We start from the raw sequence: 14655 nt of genomic DNA, 5'->3' as shown, positions 1-14655 counted from the left end.
GGCAAGTTATCAATTAATTTTAAAAAGCATGAGGTGATAAAATGAGTACACAATTGGATCGTGAAAAAGCACTGGCATTATTAAAAGAATATAATGAAAGTGAATCTCTGGTTAATCATGGCCTGGCGGTTTCGGGGGTGATGGAACATTTTGCCAGACTGGAAGGGGAAGATCCGGAGTACTGGGGCATTGTCGGACTGCTGCATGATCTGGATTATGAAAAGTACCCCGATCAGCACTGTGTTAAAGTGGTCGAAATTCTGGAAGCGAACGATTACGAGCGCGCCTTTATCAATAGTGTGGTCAGTCATGGCTTTGGTCTCTGCGCCGACGTCGAGCCCACCCACCAGATGGAAAAAATTCTCTATGCCACCGATGAGCTGGCCGGACTGATTACTGCCTGTGCCTATATGCGGCCATCCAAAAGCGTTAATGATCTGGAACTGAAATCGGTGAAAAAGAAATTTAAAACTGCCAGTTTTGCCGCCGGGGTTAATCGTGAGGTGGTTACCAAAGGCGCCGAAATGGCCGGTTATTCGCTGGATGAGCTGATGCAGGAAACGATTCTGGGTATGCGGGCCGTGGCCGATGAGATCGGCCTGGGAAGTAATGAAGCTTAATCTTCCGGTTGCGGTAGAAAAGGCCTTTAAACAACTGGAAAGCTGTGGATTCTGTGGATATCTGGTGGGCGGCTGTGTCCGGGATTTTCTGCTGGGCACCCCGCCGACGGACTTTGATATGACCACCGACGCCACCCCAGATGAAATTATCGCCTGTTTTTCTGACCATCGGGTCGTTGAAACAGGCATCCGCCACGGTACCGTAACCGTCATGATTGAAGGAATGGCGATTGAAATAACCACCCATCGGATTGAAGGTGATTATTCGGACAATCGCCGTCCGGATACGGTAGTATTTACCCGAAATCTGGCCGATGACCTGGCCCGGCGGGATTTTACCATCAATGCGATGGCCTATCATCCTAAAAAAGGTCTAATTGATCTGTTTGCGGGCAGTCAGGATATTAAGAATAAAATGATCCGCTGTGTTGGCGATCCGCACCAGAGACTGGCCGAGGACGCCCTGCGGATTCTGCGGGGCCTGCGTTTTGCCGCAGTTCTGGGCTTTACCCTGGAAATGGAAACCGGCATGGCAATCCGGCAGAATTGTGGACAACTTTGTCATATTTCGGCCGAGCGGATTGCCGCTGAACTGGATAAACTGATCTGTGGAAAAAATGTCAAAGCAATCATCCTGGCCGAAACCGCCGTGCTGGGGGTGGTGATCCCGGAGCTGTTGCCAGCTAAAAACTTTGATCAGATGAATCCCCACCACTGCTATGATGTCCTGACCCATACGGCGGTGGCCATGGAAACCTTGGCGCCGGTGCCCCGGTTGCGCTGGGCGATGTTGTTTCACGATCTGGGAAAACCTGCAACCTTTACCCGGGATGAAGCTGGTGTTGGTCATTTTAAAGGTCATAGCAAGGTATCGGAAGCGATGGCCCGGGCGCGATTAACTGCTCTGCGGATCCGTAAAAGTATTATTGATTCGGTCTGTCTGCTGATAAAATACCACGATACCCTGATTGAGTCTGATAAAAAGAGTGTCAAGCGCTGGCTGAACCGTTTGTCGGAGCCCCTGTTTCGGGATCTGATTGCAATTAAGCGGGCTGATAACCTGGCCCAGGCGCCAGAGTATCGTGACCGGTTGGCATCGCTGCAAAGACTGGAAGTGCTGCTGGATCAGGTGATTGCCGAAGCGGCCTGCTTTTCACTAAAAGATCTGGCTGTCAACGGTCATGATCTGATTGACCTGGGGATCACCAACGGGGCCGAAATCGGTTGGATTCTTAATCAACTGCTGGCCGGTGTCATGGATGAAGTTTATCAAAATGAAAAAGAAGTTTTAATTGAAAAAGCAAAGGAGATACACAAATGCTAATTGACAGCCATGCCCATATTGACGATCAGAAATTTAACGAGGACCGGGAAGCGGTGCTGGAAAATGCCCGGGCTGCCGGAGTGGAGCTGATCATTAATCCCGGTGCTGATGAAGCCTCCAGCTTCCGGGCCGTGGCAATGAGTGAAAAATATCCGATGGTTTATGCCACTGTGGGGATTCATCCGCATGACGCCAAGGATTACGATGCCCAAAAACATGATGCCCTGTTAAGGGAATGGGCAAAAAAAGAAAAGGTGGTGGCGATTGGCGAAATTGGTCTGGACTACCACTATGACTATTCCCCCCGGGATGTCCAGCAGGAGGTCTTTATCCGCCAGCTGATCATCGCCAAAGCGGTGGCGCTGCCGATTGTGATTCATAACCGGGAATCGATGGAGGATATGATTAGGATCTTAAAGGAATATTTTGCGCCGGAGTACGGTGGCATCATGCACAGCTACAGTGGCTCGGTGGAAATGGCCAAGGTCTTTCTGGAGATGGGCTTTCATCTATCGATTTCCGGGCCACTGACCTTTGGCAACGCCCGGAAACTGCCGGAAGTCGTCGCCATGATGCCCTTGGAGCGGTTACTGATCGAAACCGACAGTCCCTATCTGACACCCACCCCCCATCGCGGCAAACGGAATGAGCCAGCCTATGTGGGTTTGGTGGCGGCCGAAATTGCCCGGATCCGGGGGATGGCGGTGGAAGAGGTGGCCGAAATTACCACCTGTAATGCCAAAAGAGTGTTTGGTATCAGTGAAAAGACGAAATAAATAAAAAAAGCAAATCAATTATTCATTTTCCTTGACAATCAATGTAAATTCAGATAAAATGTTTAGCGTACCTTCGGGACAGAAAATGAATTAAGGGGTATCGCCAAGCGGTAAGGCAATGGACTCTGACTCCATCACTCGCAGGTTCGAATCCTGCTACCTCTGCCAATTTGTATTGAAACAGCCATCTGTAAACTGTGGTCACTTCACTAACCTTAACGGTTTCCCAGAAGTTTCCCACAAGATTTTACGGTTGGCTTTTTTCTTTGTCTTTTTTGGTGCATATAGCCCGTCAATTTTGGCGGTACCGCCTGGACTTTTAGCGATTCCAAAACATGGATATAAGTTCCTAATGTGGTCGAAACATTGGCATGACCAAGAAGCACCTGGACCGTCTTTGGGTTTTCGCCCATTTCAAATAGGCGGGTGGCGTATGTATGCCTGAGGTCATGGAAGGTCTTTTCTGGTATTCCCATGTCAGTATACACCTTTTTAATTCGCTTTAAAACATTCCCTCGTTCATACCCCGTGCCGATCGGTGTGCAGAATACCAGGGTCTCATTATCCTGATCAAAACCCATTCGCTTCATTTCTTTTTTCTGCTTAATCTGGTGCTCCAATAAAATGCCCTTTGTTCGCAACGGCAGGGGGATAACCCGGCGGGAGTACACTGTTTTGGTGGTGGAGATATCCTGCTTCCATTTGTTGGCCTCCTGGTCCTTGATGAAAGACAAAGTCTTTGTGACCCGGATTTCCATTTTGTCAAAGTCCACATCATCCCAATTTAAAGCAAACAGTTCGCCCATTCGCATCCCGGTGTCCAGGGCTGTATTGAATAGTGCATGCAATTTATGATCATTGGTTCGCTTAATAAAGTCAAACTGTTCTTCCAGAGATAATGGATTGACCTTTGATTTTTTATCAATCAGTGTGGCGCTGTCAACAGGGATCTTAAGTGCTCCTGAGAAGTCCTTTAAGATCCGCTGGGTCTCATAGGCATAACGAATGCAAGGCTTGATGATCCGGTGCATGGTCTCCACCGTCTTACTGGATTTCTTTTTTTCGAAGATCGTATTGTAATGATCCTGAACGTCGTTGATTTTGAGGTCCTTCAATTTGATTAACTCGATCCGGTAACCTTTGATGTGGTTTCTATGGCATGATTTATAGCGCTCTACGGTTGCTGGCTTCTTATCGATCAGGTGAACATTTGTAAGCCAATCGTCAAAATAAGCGCCGAAAGTGACTTTGTCTTCCACAATTCCGAATCTGGTCTTTTCTTCAGCAATACGGACCTTCTCTTTTAATTCCTTTAGTGTTTTGGCGGTGATGTCTTTTGTTTTCTGGGTTACTGGATCATAAAGGCGATGCCTGAAATAGGTGTGGCCTTTCACGACCTTCTTGTCATACTTCATTTATTATACCTCCTGAATTTTGGGCATAAAAATACCCGGATGTTGTAAAAATCCGGGATATAAAGTATAATATTGGTGTGTGTATACTGTGATTTATATCCCGGTATATGTAAAGCCGTTCGGGTACTGGTAATACCCGGGCGGTTTTTTTATATTTATTGTGTAATTTGATAATATTTAGCAATCAATGACGGTATTGTTATTTTGCCGCCGAGAGTTGAATTATAGGACATCAGGCCGTCATAAGTGCCCCAAAGCGTAACGGTGTCTTCTTCCAGTATTCTACCTTGACCGAATGCGCCCGTATAATCAACGTAAAACATCTGATCATAATTATCGTCAATGGCTATTCTATATTGAGCACCGTTTGATTTTTCCATTACCTGGACGACTTTACCAGTGATAACAAGTTTCATATTATTATAACTGTCGGGAGTTCTGGCTAGATCATCATAAGGTTGGGCGACGCAAGCGGCTTTGAAATCAGGTTCGGAAATCTCTTTGACTGCCGTTTGTTGAGTAGTTTGTGATTTTGGCGACGAACCGCTGGCCGGAGTATTCATGATATTGGCCCACATCGATGCGAATAGTACGACAACCAAAACAATGCCTAATGTGATCCAATTATTCCGTCTTATTTTTCGTTTCGTTTCTTCTTTGACATCTGTCGGTTGCGTGGTTACTTTTGGGGCTTCTTGTACTGGTGCTGCTTGTACAACAGGCGCTCCGCACTCGGAACAAAACTTCTTTCCCTCGACACTTGCGCCGCATTCTGAACAAAATTTCATAACAACTTACCTCCTAAATAAGATAAGTTTATTATAGATCATACTGAAAAGCATTGCAATGGATTTACATTTTTCGTCTTAACTCTTTGACCACTCCGAGGATCGTAACACCATCTTTACCGGGCTGATATGTTTTAGGAGGGTATTCCGGGTTGAAAGGCTTTAGAGTAACAGATCCATCATCATTCTTGTGAACTTCTTTGAGGGTGGCATCGTAACCATTGACATAAACGACAGCGTCCTGACCGTTATTGCAGTCGGGTGTAACTTCAATGATTACGACATCACCTTCAAAATATTTTGGGTACATGCTGTCACCTTTGACGATCAGAGCGATGAATTCTTTGCCGAAACGAGTCCATGCAGCGGGAATTTCTTCATAACCGATCACGTCCTCAACAGCTTCAATCGGTTGACCTGCTGGAACCGATCCATATACTTTGATGGTGATGGTGTCTGTGGGGATGGTGATGGGGGTGATGTTGGAAATGTCAGAATGCTTGCCTTTCGATTCTATGAGATCGGATTTTTGTATGCCGAAATAATTTGCCATTAATTCGATCTTATCGATGCGGGGGTATTTTTTCCCATTGACCCAGTCGGCCACAGTAGTGTAGCTTAAGTCAAGCGCAGAGCACAGGTCGTTTCGCGATTTGCCGTGTAAATCCATATAATGTCTTAAATTTTCAGCCAATACCTGTTTGTTTCCTAAATCACTCATTTCTCAACACCCTTTCAAATTTTAATTAAGCTGATTATATGTTAAAAGCGTAAATAAATCAATTAAATTCTAAAAAAATTACGCTTTAGGCATTGACAAGACGCTTAAAGCGTAATACAATAAGAGCATGAAAGCGAGGTGATGAGAGTGAAAATGACATTAAAAGCCGCAAGGGTTAATAAGTCGCTCACCCAATTACAGGCGGCTGAAATACTGGGAGTTACAGAAGATACGGTCAGCAACTGGGAGCGAGGAAAGTCATACCCAGATGCGTTAATGATCAAAAAAATCGAAAAGGTTTATGGCGTTAAATATGACGACATAATTTTTTTACCGAAAAATAACGCTTTAAGCGTTTAAGTAACATTTAAGAAAGGAGCAACAATATTGAAAAAACTAACAATTGAAGATGCCCGCAAATCTCATGTCGAAATACCCGACAAGGAATTAGAGATCATGCTCAAAATCTTAAACGAGCAGATTGAAGCGGCGGAAAAAAGAGATCCGGATGAAAAGATTGAAGTCAGCTATAAAACTCTGGTCTGTCTCCTAAGACACGTTGAAGCGAGTCGGGACGTTGATTGCTTCCCTCAAAGTTGGTGCGTCACTGCGTGCACGTTCTGCCCATTGTTATATGTTGGCAACACTTGCCGCCCAGGTGAATGGCATGAAAATATGAAACCTGCTATTGAATCAACTGGTATTCGGGTTAGGATTGGGAGAAAAAATTACCTCCGTCAAGCAAGTGACAGAGGCAACTCTTAAACTGCTAGGGCTAAAGAATTAAATTTTCTTTTGCTGAAGCGATTACCGGACATTCGTCCCGATGGTGGTAAGTGCAATTATCACTATTATCGCATGAATAGCCGACAATGTAGCGGTCTTCGTGATCATTGCCAAGCTGCTTGATACAGTTGATATCCACTTCAATTTCGTAATCGACATCAGCGTGAGGACAATGATCAGAATAAGATTTGGTAATGTGTTTTATATCCACAACCATTCACCTCCTTCCTGATATTCAATTATATCAGATCGAGAGGGCACAGAAAGGAAAACAATTTGAAAGTAACCTTCTACAGCTCAAGACCTGAAGAAAATAATAAGATCCCAATAAGGGTTGAGGATGATGTATGCAAGATCACCATAAGACCGCAGGCCCCCAACGAAGTTGTCACACGTAAAAATGATAACGGGGTGGAGGTTGTTCGAGGGGATCTTGTCACAATTGAAACGTCAAGCGGCGTTGACGAATTCATAAATGAAAACAATGACTGTTACATTGAAATTGTCGACGAGTCACAAAAGACCCGCCGACAATAGAATCATTGTTTTAAAACTTCATAAGTCGCTGGGCAATCTTTGTAACCGATATTGCAGTCATCGCCATGCGAACAGGTTTCGACAGTTTTCTTTACGGGAAATGGTTTGTTGCCTACGCTTGCAGGACGCGTCGTTTTTATTACAGTTTCCTTGTAATCAATCGTCACTGTATCGTTAGCAAATCCGCAAAATATTTGAAAATCCATTTTATTATCTCCTTTCTTTGAATTTCAGCGGTGTGACGCTGATAGTTTAAGTATAAGAGGTTGAACAAAAAGAAACAAGAGAAATGAGGTGTAAAAAATTGAATGACAAATTTATTCTCAAATGCCCACGGCGTCAAAACATCGGTAAGTTGGTAACAATCGACCTGGCGACGTGGGAGGTGCTTAATAACCTCAAAAATGAAACCGGTGTGGCCATGGGCCCGATCCTAAAGCAGATGGTCGATTTCGCAATGGAACGGATTGAATTAGTGGAAGAATAGAAAGGAGTAAATAGCATGCAGAATCTAAACCAAGTACCTACTAAAGATTTAGTAGAGGAATTATTGAAACGTGAGGGTGTTAAACAAATAATTGCCGAACCATATCAAGATGTAATCATAAAACAAAATGGTCCGGCAATTATTCTAGTAGTTACCGACTAACCAATTTTTGTATACGGGTAAACTCCTTTAATGTGAGCCGCTAAATATCCACCATGGGATGAAGCTGACATCAACGAATTGTAAACCGATTCAGGAACGCCTGAATAAGAATATAAGCCGCCCGCGTGAAACCGGATATACAAAATTCCATTTTCATAACCGATGCTACTAATATTCGATGAAGAAACTGGTTGCATGTTCATAACATTCACCTCCTTTCGCAGATTTACCAGCGGTAGGACGCTGATAACCTAAGTATAGGAGTATGAACAAAAAGAAACCACGGTGATGTCATGAAAACAACAAATAATGTCATGAAAAGGAGGCAACCAAAATGCCGAACATCGTAACTAAAGCAGAGGCCTGTAAAATCTTACACCTCAGCCCACAGCGAATTGAACAGTTTTCGAAGCACCCTGAATTCCCGGGTGTGCGGATCGGCAGAAAATGGGTCATTAATGCAGACCTGTTGTGGGATTTTTTACAAATATGGGACAAAGAAGGGAGAAACAAACAATGAATAAAGATAACTATATCCGATTACTCGAAAAGGAAAATCAGGAGTATTTTGAGAAGGCGATAAAGACAATGAAAGACTGTTGTTGTCACGAAATCCCTGAGTTGAATTGTGAGATTAACGAGCTGCTGGACGACCTGAATGACCTACAGGCCGATTGGGCAGCGGATTACGCTGAGTACCGGAAGACGCTGGAAGTCCTAAAAGAGCAAAATACCCGAGAGTGTGACTTAAATGTGCGGCTTCAGGGTAAGATTGCGGGATTACAGGATGACATTATCGCCCTGCAAGAACAGTTAGGGGTGTAGCAGTGAAGCCAGAGTTAAACTACACCATCCACCAGGCGGCCCTGATCGTCGGCGTGCCGGTTGAAAGTGTCGAGGTCGCTATCATGGCAGGGTTGATCAGGTTCATGATCAACTGCTGTGGAGAGACCCGTATTACCCAGAGTGGGTTGGATGCCTTGAGAGGGGTGAGGGGATGATTTCTACAATCATTACAAGTGTTATTGTCGGATTTGTACTAGGCGTGTTTGCCGGTCAGATTATTGTAATTAAGCGGAGGGAACGATAAATGAGATGCAAAGACTACCAGGACCAGAAGAAGGCTAAACGAGTGCAAAGCGCCGACCGTGAGATTCAAAGAGCAATCGGGCAGAAAATAAGACCGAGAAAGCAATTGTCTGACTGAATCGCACTTGACCAGCAAGCTATGAGTCGGCCTATTTATTGGGGAGGTGTGAGATGATACCAGATCGGCAGATGGCGTATTCAGTTAAGCTATATCGTGATTGTCGAAAAAATGAGTTAATTGAGATGACCAGAGAGCAATTAGAACACATTGCTGACGTTCCTTATGTGGCTGACAGCCCGTATATGATCGATAACCGTGAATTCCGGGTGAGATTACAGGAGCCGAATAATTGCAAAGCTCAGAAAAAGCTGGAAAGGTGTAAGGGGAAATATGGACAGTCGGATGCTTGAAGAACATGAGCACGTCAAGTACCGTCTTGAACAGGCCGCTAAAAAATATGCGCCCTATGTTCCAGAGATCCAGACGCTGATGATACCTCCTAAAGGTAAATACTGCAATGCTGATTATAAGTTTTGTCCTAATTTTCTTTATGGGGGATATTGCAAAGAGCTTAATGTGAAATTGATGTCGGTTGACGGATGTGAATTTACCACTATTACAGATGTTCAGTTTTGGGATTGCTTTGACAAGGAACGTAAACCACATGATGTTGGCGACCATGATGTAGCCGTCGGAGGATACACAGTATATAAAAAGAAATGCGGAGTTAAATGAAAGGAGAAACGAAAATGGTAAAACTTACAGTTGAATTATCAAGAGAAATGAAAATCTCTTTAGACATTGCCGGAAAGCAATATTCTGAAATCTGGCATAAGAAAAGCGCTGGTTGCTCCTGTACAAGAGGCAAAAGTATCGCTCAGCAAATGATGGATGATGATTTTGGAAATGAGGAAATTATCGAGGTTATGGATTCTGGTATTGATTTACACGATTTATGGGATGAAGTATATGTCTGTAGTTAAAAAAAATCCCCAAAACAGCGGGAACTGTTATCAGGGGATCGTGGAAATAACTTATCAAAATTATACAACGGAAAAGGAGAAATTGCAAATTGAATAAATCAGCGGAAAAAACCACAACGCAAATGCTGACAGATCTAGGATACACAACCGAAAAAGCCCCGTATCAGGGTCGCAAAATGATCTTAAAAGACGGCATTAAAATTGGTGACATGACGGCCCTTGACGCGACTAACTTCTTAAAAAACCAGCGCCCGGAGTATTTTGAGGGGGTCAATTAATGGAAATCTGTGCAGATCAAGCGATTGATTACACTTTATCTACTGAACGGATCAAGGAGATCCTGGAATCAAACGGCTATAACGGAAAAAATGATAGGGGCCTTATTTACTCTAAGCCCGGCTGTCACGATATCAAGATTGTTGAAGGTTTTGCCGGCGGGCATCTGTTCCGGACAAATGGCTGGATGCTGACGAGATTAGATAAGGCGTTGGAGCGATCGGGGGCGAGATGAGTGTAATAAAAGAAATGCTCATGATCAAGGGTAAGCCGGTAACGGTGTTCACCCTGGAAGACCTGAAGGATCATTTGGAGCCGGAGATCTGGGATTATATTCAGTCACAGGTCAAAGTTTTGGAAGAAAAGATTGCAGAGTTACAGGAAGAAATTGAAGTCCGGGAACACAATGCCCGGGTAGAAAAGGAGCGATATGGACAGTAAACTGGTTGAAATACTACTCGAAAAAATTGAAACCCTTGAATGGGCGATCAAATATAAGGACGAAAAGTTGGAAGAAATTGAAAGTGAATTGGCTGATTATAAAAAAGCCGAAGCATTGGCCGATGGTTTTGGAAAGGGTGAATAAACTATGAATCAAGAAATTCAGCCACTGGTTTTAGTAAGAAAAAAAGAACAGGGCGGGCAACAAAAGCTGAAACAGTAAAGATTAGTGCAGAAGCCTATAACAAAGTTGTTGAAATAAGCGCTCAGACAGATATGTCAATCCAACGAACTGTGTCGTTACTGGTTGAATACGCTCACGACTGCCTGAAATGGGTCGAGGAAGATGATTAATTACGAGATCGTAGCATCAGGCAGTAGCGGAAATTGTGTGATTATTGGCGATGTGATGGTCGATTGCGGGGTGTCTTATAAGATTATCAAAGATTACCTATACGACATTAAAACCCTGTTATTGACCCACACTCACGGTGATCACATCAACAGCGGAACACTGACGAAAATAAAAAAAGAGTTCCCCCGGATAACGATATTGGGTAACTATGAAGTTCACCAGGAATACGGGGTTGATCTTATCACCAATGAAGGTTTTGACACCGGCGTCGGTCAAACAGTGTTCACCCCTTTTCTGGGGGATCACGATGTTTTATGTCATGGTTATGTATGGGAACATGAATCGCAGCGGATCATTTACGCTACTGATTTATCGAACCTGGACAATGCGCCACCGGGGCCATACGATTATTTGTTTCTGGAATCGAACCACGATGAAACAAAGTTGGCGCTGGTAAGAAAACAGATCAGAAAATATGGATATAACGTGTATCGAAGCAGTTTAAGACACCTTAGCACCCAAAAGAGTAAAGCATTTTATTACATAAATCGACGACACAAAGATAGTGAATGGATAGAATTACACCGTTCTTCCAGGTTCTATTAGAAAGGAAACTAAATGGGAACACCTTTTTATCCAGATATTAAATGCTCTAGAAGTGAATATTGTGAATTAAAGAAATGTATTCATAACACGGAGCATATTGATAAAAAATACAGCCGAGGGAGCGCAACGTGGGAATGTTGTGTAAAATCTCCAAAGTACATAAAAGATTGTCAAAAAGGGATATATGTAGGAAAGGATATCACATGAACGAAATCAAAATAAACGAAATAAACCAGATAATTGTCACTAAAGGAAACATCAAATTCCCCCAATACGACGAATTAAAGGAGGATGCCCAAAAGGTTTATGATTACCTGTCAACAGTGGAAGCCACCGACGACACCGTCAAAGCCAATAAGAAACTGGTCGCCGCTGTCAACAAATCAATCAAGACGCTGGAAGATGAACGGATCAGAGTTAAGAAGGAATTATTGGAACCTTATACCGGTTTTGAGAGTCAGATCAAGGAGATCGTCGGGATTGTCAAGGAGGCCGATACGTTGGTCCGGGATCAGATCAAAGACCTGGAAGAAATCGAACGGGATCATAAAAGGGAGGATATCGAACACCTGTTTAACCGGAGAATTAAGCAATACACTTTTTCAGAAATCTTTATCTTTGAGGATTTCCTAGAGAATCGGCACCTGAATAAGACGGTCAGCATTGAAACCGTTGAAAAGGAACTGGTTGAGTGGTTGGAAAAGATCCAGGGGGATATGACCACCATTCAGATCATCCCGGACAGCAAAGAAGTTATGACGGAATACGTAACCTGTAAAGATCTGAATCAGGCGATTAAAACGGTCAGTGATCGAAAAGCGTTGAACAGCAAGGTTGGTGAAGTGGTGGCCGATGTTAAGGTTTTCATTTACAAAATATTCGATAAAAAAGATAGCATGATCATAGAAGCATTCATGAACGACACAAAAATTAAATTTGAAAGAGTAGGTAAATAATATATGGAACTGTTAAAAAACTTGGAATTAGTGGAAGTAACAACAAACGACGGAAAAGCGACACTGACATTTTTGCATGAAGAACGTGGGGAGATCCGGGAAGTAAATTTTAATAAAAATGTATATGACGAAGGTTCTGGAAAATTCATTCCAGACGCCGATAAGGCCGCCAAAGTAGAAGAATGGTGCCAGGAATATTTCAACCTGACTTTTGATAAGTTGAGCCAAGCCATCGGTACCCGAAAAGATGTGTACGCTTATGACACCTTCAACAGTCTCTGGGAATCTGAACAAATTAAGAAATTTGATAAGGATATGGTCGGACAGATCATCCAGACAGAAATCAAAGAAATCACCGACGACGGCGTTGGTATTCACATTAAATTCGACTATGAGGACGAAACCTATCAATCAAATATGAGTTACTCAGAGTACATGGAGAACCTCAAAAAGTGGTTTAAAAACCCCCAAAAACAGGCCAAACAGTACAAGAAGTTTGAAGAAAAGTTTCATGTTGGGGTCGCTGAAGCTATCGAAACCGGATGCTTGACCGGACAGGAAATCATGGTTGAGGTCAAAGCTGCCTTTGGGAAATTCGTTTACGCAGATATTAAACCATTGCCGAAAAAGAAATAAGGTGCTGGATATGGAATATCTAGCCTACGATATAGAAATCTTTAAAGAAGATGCACTGGTGGTTTTTAAGGATCTTGACAAAAACACCGTGGGGATCTTCCACAATGACTTCAATGGCGTTGGTGAGCTGATCAGGGGTAAAACCCTGATCTCTTACAACGGTTATTACTATGATGATTTCATATTGACAGCCATGATCAATGGACACAGTGTTTTCCAGATCAAGGAATTAAATGACCGGATCATCAGTGGCCAAAGGTGCTATAAAATTCACAAAGATATCAATTCCTTGGACTGCTTCCAACAGATCGACGTGTCGATGCCGGGTCTTAAAAAGATTGAGGGTAACTTTGGAAAGTCAATTGTTGAGTCGAGTATTGATTTTAACATTGATCGAAAATTAACCCCCGAAGAACTGGAAGAAACAATTGCTTATTGTTCCTATGATGTTGACTCGACTATTGATATTTTCAAAATCAGGGAGAAATCATATTTTACACCGAAACGGTCAATTGTGGATCTACTGGGAGACGATCAAAAAGACAAGGCCCAGCGATGGAACACGACGACAATTTCAGCCAATGTTCTGACACGCAAACCGATGCCGAAATGGGCCGATGTGAGACTGGGAGAACTGGACAATGATGGAAACTTTGAGATACTGAAAAAAGCACCACCTGAAGCGGTTGAGTTGTGGCTTAACAAAGATAAAGGAAAATATACTCATAAAGAATTTGGTTGTGATATTGAGTTTGCTTTTGGAGGGCTTCATGGGGTTCCCAGCAACGGACAAAAACGGTTTGAGAATGTGAAGCTGCTGGATGTGGCTTCACTTTATCCTAATATTATTATGAAACTCAATGGACTTGGTCAGGCAACGGAAACTTACCGGGGGATCGTTGAAAAGCGGTTGTCGGTGAAACATAGTGATAAAACATTGTCGGATGCGCTGAAACTGGTTATCAATAGCTGTTATGGGTTGTTGAACAATCAGTATTCGGTGCTGTTCAACCCCAAGGCGGCAAAGAGTGTCTGTATTTACGGCCAGATCATCCTGTATGACCTCTGTAAAAGATTGGCACCCACTTGTAAACTGATTAATATAAATACCGATGGCGTGGCATTTACGACCAATAGCGACGAATACATTAATGTCTGGCACGAGTGGGAAAGTGATTATGGTTTTGTTCTCGAAGAAGATCGGTTTGATCTATTCATTCAAAAGGATGTAAATAATTATGTCGCCACTGTTGGTGATCAGATCAAGTGCAAGGGCGGCGACGTTGGGAGATATGGTGGCGATACCTGGTTCAGAAATAACAGTATGCGGATCGTTGATATTGCGGTGGTGAATAAGCTGATTTATGACAAAGATGTTCTGGAAACCATTCAAGAGAATCTTGATAACCCACGGTTGTTTCAGATCATATTACAGGCCGGTAGCACTTATCAGGGGACATTTGACGAACATGATGTGAAATATAACAAGATCAATCGAGTATTTCCGGTTAAGAAAAACGGCGTGAAACTTTATAAAAAAAGGGCCGATGGCGGGATGGTTAACTTCCCAGATTCGCCGGCGCAGATGTTGGTATGGAATGACGATTGTGAGGAGTTAAAAGATTTTAGAAAAACGGTGGATATTAATTTTTATTATGAGTTGATCAATAAAGTTTTGCAACGTTGGGAGTGATTG

At 43.1% G+C, this 14655-nt stretch carries 27 protein-coding genes and 1 tRNA gene; 22 read left to right on the top strand and 6 right to left on the bottom strand.

The window, feature by feature from the left end:
- The first annotated feature begins 41 nt into the window (after positions 1–41).
- From CHL1_RS15935 to CHL1_RS15920, 4 genes are all read left to right on the top strand, one after another.
- The gene (locus CHL1_RS15935) at positions 42–620 is read left to right on the top strand and encodes an HDIG domain-containing metalloprotein (RefSeq protein WP_070370991.1); all 579 of its coding nucleotides are present in this window, start codon (positions 42–44) and stop codon (positions 618–620) included.
- Positions 589–1944: a CCA tRNA nucleotidyltransferase gene (locus tag CHL1_RS15930; RefSeq protein ID WP_250933998.1), complete on the top strand. Its 1356-nt coding sequence runs from the start codon at positions 589–591 to the stop codon at positions 1942–1944. Before CHL1_RS15935 ends, CHL1_RS15930 begins: the two co-directional genes overlap by 32 nt.
- A complete protein-coding gene (locus tag CHL1_RS15925) occupies positions 1938–2720 on the top strand; it encodes a TatD family hydrolase (protein WP_250933997.1) in 783 nt (260 codons plus the stop codon). Before CHL1_RS15930 ends, CHL1_RS15925 begins: the two co-directional genes overlap by 7 nt.
- Before the next feature lie 93 nt (positions 2721–2813).
- Positions 2814–2888, top strand: a tRNA-Gln gene (locus tag CHL1_RS15920).
- 47 nt (positions 2889–2935) lie between these two features.
- On the opposite strand, the gene CHL1_RS15915 is transcribed toward CHL1_RS15920, so the two are convergent.
- From CHL1_RS15915 to CHL1_RS15905, 3 genes are all read right to left on the bottom strand, one after another.
- Positions 2936–4135, bottom strand: a complete 1200-nt coding sequence (locus CHL1_RS15915) for a tyrosine-type recombinase/integrase (protein ID WP_250933996.1) — start codon at positions 4133–4135, stop codon at positions 2936–2938.
- A gap of 155 nt (positions 4136–4290) precedes the next feature.
- On the bottom strand, positions 4291–4923 hold the full coding sequence (locus CHL1_RS15910) for a hypothetical protein (RefSeq protein WP_250933995.1): 633 nt from the start codon (positions 4921–4923) through the stop codon (positions 4291–4293).
- 64 nt (positions 4924–4987) lie between these two features.
- Positions 4988–5644, bottom strand: a complete 657-nt coding sequence (locus CHL1_RS15905) for a LexA family protein (protein WP_250933994.1) — start codon at positions 5642–5644, stop codon at positions 4988–4990.
- A 153-nt stretch (positions 5645–5797) separates the two neighbouring features.
- Here CHL1_RS15905 and CHL1_RS15900 point away from each other — a divergent pair, with 153 nt between their 5' ends.
- Complete coding sequence (locus CHL1_RS15900) at positions 5798–6004, top strand: helix-turn-helix transcriptional regulator (protein WP_338078320.1); 207 nt, start codon at positions 5798–5800, stop codon at positions 6002–6004.
- Between the two features lie 27 nt (positions 6005–6031).
- Positions 6032–6409, top strand: coding sequence for a hypothetical protein (locus tag CHL1_RS15895; RefSeq protein WP_250933992.1), 378 nt, complete (start codon positions 6032–6034; stop codon positions 6407–6409).
- Between the two features lie 10 nt (positions 6410–6419).
- Here CHL1_RS15895 and CHL1_RS15890 read toward each other — a convergent pair whose 3' ends face one another.
- Entirely contained in the window at positions 6420–6641 is a 222-nt protein-coding gene (locus tag CHL1_RS15890) for a hypothetical protein (RefSeq protein WP_250933991.1), read from the bottom strand.
- 65 nt (positions 6642–6706) lie between these two features.
- On the opposite strand from CHL1_RS15890, the gene CHL1_RS15885 reads away from it, so the two are divergent.
- Positions 6707–6967, top strand: a complete 261-nt coding sequence (locus CHL1_RS15885) for a hypothetical protein (RefSeq protein ID WP_250933990.1) — start codon at positions 6707–6709, stop codon at positions 6965–6967.
- 2 nt (positions 6968–6969) lie between these two features.
- Here the strand turns inward: CHL1_RS15885 and CHL1_RS15880 are convergent, their stop codons facing one another.
- On the bottom strand, positions 6970–7173 hold the full coding sequence (locus CHL1_RS15880) for a hypothetical protein (protein ID WP_250933989.1): 204 nt from the start codon (positions 7171–7173) through the stop codon (positions 6970–6972).
- A 98-nt stretch (positions 7174–7271) separates the two neighbouring features.
- Between CHL1_RS15880 and CHL1_RS15875 the strand changes: the two genes are divergently transcribed.
- Together CHL1_RS15875 and CHL1_RS15870 are read left to right on the top strand one after the other, a co-directional pair.
- Positions 7272–7454 carry a hypothetical protein gene (locus CHL1_RS15875; protein WP_250933988.1) on the top strand — a complete coding sequence of 61 codons (183 nt, stop codon included), beginning with the start codon at positions 7272–7274 and terminating at the stop codon, positions 7452–7454.
- Positions 7455–7469: 15 nt separating this feature from the next.
- Positions 7470–7616: a BC1881 family protein gene (locus tag CHL1_RS15870; protein WP_250933987.1), complete on the top strand. Its 147-nt coding sequence runs from the start codon at positions 7470–7472 to the stop codon at positions 7614–7616.
- On the opposite strand, the gene CHL1_RS15865 is transcribed toward CHL1_RS15870, so the two are convergent.
- Positions 7613–7819: a KTSC domain-containing protein gene (locus CHL1_RS15865; protein WP_250933986.1), complete on the bottom strand. Its 207-nt coding sequence runs from the start codon at positions 7817–7819 to the stop codon at positions 7613–7615. The genes CHL1_RS15870 and CHL1_RS15865 overlap by 4 nt on opposite strands.
- Before the next feature lie 131 nt (positions 7820–7950).
- Here CHL1_RS15865 and CHL1_RS15860 point away from each other — a divergent pair, with 131 nt between their 5' ends.
- From CHL1_RS15860 to CHL1_RS15800, 13 genes are all read left to right on the top strand, one after another.
- Positions 7951–8136 (top strand): helix-turn-helix domain-containing protein, encoded by a 186-nt coding sequence (locus CHL1_RS15860; protein WP_250933985.1) that lies wholly within the window; start codon positions 7951–7953, stop codon positions 8134–8136.
- Positions 8133–8441, top strand: a complete 309-nt coding sequence (locus CHL1_RS15855; protein WP_250933984.1) for a hypothetical protein — start codon at positions 8133–8135, stop codon at positions 8439–8441. The genes CHL1_RS15860 and CHL1_RS15855 overlap by 4 nt, the downstream gene beginning before the upstream one ends.
- Before the next feature lie 435 nt (positions 8442–8876).
- Complete coding sequence (locus tag CHL1_RS15850; RefSeq protein WP_250933983.1) at positions 8877–9116, top strand: hypothetical protein; 240 nt, start codon at positions 8877–8879, stop codon at positions 9114–9116.
- Positions 9109–9441, top strand: a complete 333-nt coding sequence (locus CHL1_RS15845; RefSeq protein ID WP_250933982.1) for a hypothetical protein — start codon at positions 9109–9111, stop codon at positions 9439–9441. Before CHL1_RS15850 ends, CHL1_RS15845 begins: the two co-directional genes overlap by 8 nt.
- Positions 9442–9455: 14 nt before the next feature.
- A complete protein-coding gene (locus tag CHL1_RS15840) occupies positions 9456–9689 on the top strand; it encodes a hypothetical protein (RefSeq protein WP_250933981.1) in 234 nt (77 codons plus the stop codon).
- Positions 9690–9778: 89 nt separating this feature from the next.
- Positions 9779–9967 carry a hypothetical protein gene (locus CHL1_RS15835; protein WP_250933980.1) on the top strand — a complete coding sequence of 63 codons (189 nt, stop codon included), beginning with the start codon at positions 9779–9781 and terminating at the stop codon, positions 9965–9967.
- Entirely contained in the window at positions 9967–10200 is a 234-nt protein-coding gene (locus CHL1_RS15830) for a hypothetical protein (protein ID WP_250933979.1), read from the top strand. Before CHL1_RS15835 ends, CHL1_RS15830 begins: the two co-directional genes overlap by 1 nt.
- Positions 10197–10406, top strand: coding sequence for a hypothetical protein (locus tag CHL1_RS15825; protein ID WP_250933978.1), 210 nt, complete (start codon positions 10197–10199; stop codon positions 10404–10406). The genes CHL1_RS15830 and CHL1_RS15825 overlap by 4 nt, the downstream gene beginning before the upstream one ends.
- On the top strand, positions 10396–10551 hold the full coding sequence (locus CHL1_RS15820) for a hypothetical protein (protein WP_250933977.1): 156 nt from the start codon (positions 10396–10398) through the stop codon (positions 10549–10551). The genes CHL1_RS15825 and CHL1_RS15820 overlap by 11 nt, the downstream gene beginning before the upstream one ends.
- Positions 10552–10752: 201 nt before the next feature.
- The gene (locus CHL1_RS15815; protein ID WP_250933976.1) at positions 10753–11367 is read left to right on the top strand and encodes an MBL fold metallo-hydrolase; all 615 of its coding nucleotides are present in this window, start codon (positions 10753–10755) and stop codon (positions 11365–11367) included.
- A gap of 203 nt (positions 11368–11570) precedes the next feature.
- A complete protein-coding gene (locus CHL1_RS15810; RefSeq protein ID WP_250933975.1) occupies positions 11571–12323 on the top strand; it encodes a DUF1351 domain-containing protein in 753 nt (250 codons plus the stop codon).
- 3 nt (positions 12324–12326) lie between these two features.
- A complete protein-coding gene (locus tag CHL1_RS15805; RefSeq protein WP_250933974.1) occupies positions 12327–12959 on the top strand; it encodes a hypothetical protein in 633 nt (210 codons plus the stop codon).
- Between the two features lie 10 nt (positions 12960–12969).
- Positions 12970–14652 (top strand): DNA polymerase domain-containing protein, encoded by a 1683-nt coding sequence (locus tag CHL1_RS15800; protein WP_250933973.1) that lies wholly within the window; start codon positions 12970–12972, stop codon positions 14650–14652.
- Positions 14653–14655 lie beyond the last annotated feature (3 nt).

The organism is Acetobacterium wieringae, assembly GCF_023700225.1.
Classification (GTDB): domain Bacteria; phylum Bacillota; class Clostridia; order Eubacteriales; family Eubacteriaceae; genus Acetobacterium; species Acetobacterium wieringae.
The sequence above is the reverse complement of the archived record's forward strand: the minus strand, read 5'-3'. Positions and strand labels throughout refer to the sequence as shown.

What these genes read in the sequence shown, in the direction of transcription:
- CHL1_RS15935 (WP_070370991.1), top strand. Translation starts at nt 42, where the DNA reads ATGAGTACACAATTGGATCGTGAAAAAGCACTGGCATTATTAAAAGAA.
- CHL1_RS15930 (WP_250933998.1), top strand. Translation starts at nt 589, where the DNA reads ATGAGATCGGCCTGGGAAGTAATGAAGCTTAATCTTCCGGTTGCGGTA.
- CHL1_RS15925 (WP_250933997.1), top strand. Translation starts at nt 1,938, where the DNA reads ATGCTAATTGACAGCCATGCCCATATTGACGATCAGAAATTTAACGAG.
- CHL1_RS15915 (WP_250933996.1), bottom strand. Translation starts at nt 4,135, where the DNA reads ATGAAGTATGACAAGAAGGTCGTGAAAGGCCACACCTATTTCAGGCAT.
- CHL1_RS15910 (WP_250933995.1), bottom strand. Translation starts at nt 4,923, where the DNA reads ATGAAATTTTGTTCAGAATGCGGCGCAAGTGTCGAGGGAAAGAAGTTT.
- CHL1_RS15905 (WP_250933994.1), bottom strand. Translation starts at nt 5,644, where the DNA reads ATGAGTGATTTAGGAAACAAACAGGTATTGGCTGAAAATTTAAGACAT.
- CHL1_RS15900 (WP_338078320.1), top strand. Translation starts at nt 5,798, where the DNA reads ATGACATTAAAAGCCGCAAGGGTTAATAAGTCGCTCACCCAATTACAG.
- CHL1_RS15880 (WP_250933989.1), bottom strand. Translation starts at nt 7,173, where the DNA reads ATGGATTTTCAAATATTTTGCGGATTTGCTAACGATACAGTGACGATT.
- CHL1_RS15870 (WP_250933987.1), top strand. Translation starts at nt 7,470, where the DNA reads ATGCAGAATCTAAACCAAGTACCTACTAAAGATTTAGTAGAGGAATTA.
- CHL1_RS15865 (WP_250933986.1), bottom strand. Translation starts at nt 7,819, where the DNA reads ATGAACATGCAACCAGTTTCTTCATCGAATATTAGTAGCATCGGTTAT.
- CHL1_RS15860 (WP_250933985.1), top strand. Translation starts at nt 7,951, where the DNA reads ATGCCGAACATCGTAACTAAAGCAGAGGCCTGTAAAATCTTACACCTC.
- CHL1_RS15855 (WP_250933984.1), top strand. Translation starts at nt 8,133, where the DNA reads ATGAATAAAGATAACTATATCCGATTACTCGAAAAGGAAAATCAGGAG.
- CHL1_RS15850 (WP_250933983.1), top strand. Translation starts at nt 8,877, where the DNA reads ATGATACCAGATCGGCAGATGGCGTATTCAGTTAAGCTATATCGTGAT.
- CHL1_RS15845 (WP_250933982.1), top strand. Translation starts at nt 9,109, where the DNA reads ATGCTTGAAGAACATGAGCACGTCAAGTACCGTCTTGAACAGGCCGCT.
- CHL1_RS15840 (WP_250933981.1), top strand. Translation starts at nt 9,456, where the DNA reads ATGGTAAAACTTACAGTTGAATTATCAAGAGAAATGAAAATCTCTTTA.
- CHL1_RS15830 (WP_250933979.1), top strand. Translation starts at nt 9,967, where the DNA reads ATGGAAATCTGTGCAGATCAAGCGATTGATTACACTTTATCTACTGAA.
- CHL1_RS15825 (WP_250933978.1), top strand. Translation starts at nt 10,197, where the DNA reads ATGAGTGTAATAAAAGAAATGCTCATGATCAAGGGTAAGCCGGTAACG.
- CHL1_RS15820 (WP_250933977.1), top strand. Translation starts at nt 10,396, where the DNA reads ATGGACAGTAAACTGGTTGAAATACTACTCGAAAAAATTGAAACCCTT.
- CHL1_RS15815 (WP_250933976.1), top strand. Translation starts at nt 10,753, where the DNA reads ATGATTAATTACGAGATCGTAGCATCAGGCAGTAGCGGAAATTGTGTG.
- CHL1_RS15810 (WP_250933975.1), top strand. Translation starts at nt 11,571, where the DNA reads ATGAACGAAATCAAAATAAACGAAATAAACCAGATAATTGTCACTAAA.
- CHL1_RS15805 (WP_250933974.1), top strand. Translation starts at nt 12,327, where the DNA reads ATGGAACTGTTAAAAAACTTGGAATTAGTGGAAGTAACAACAAACGAC.
- CHL1_RS15800 (WP_250933973.1), top strand. Translation starts at nt 12,970, where the DNA reads ATGGAATATCTAGCCTACGATATAGAAATCTTTAAAGAAGATGCACTG.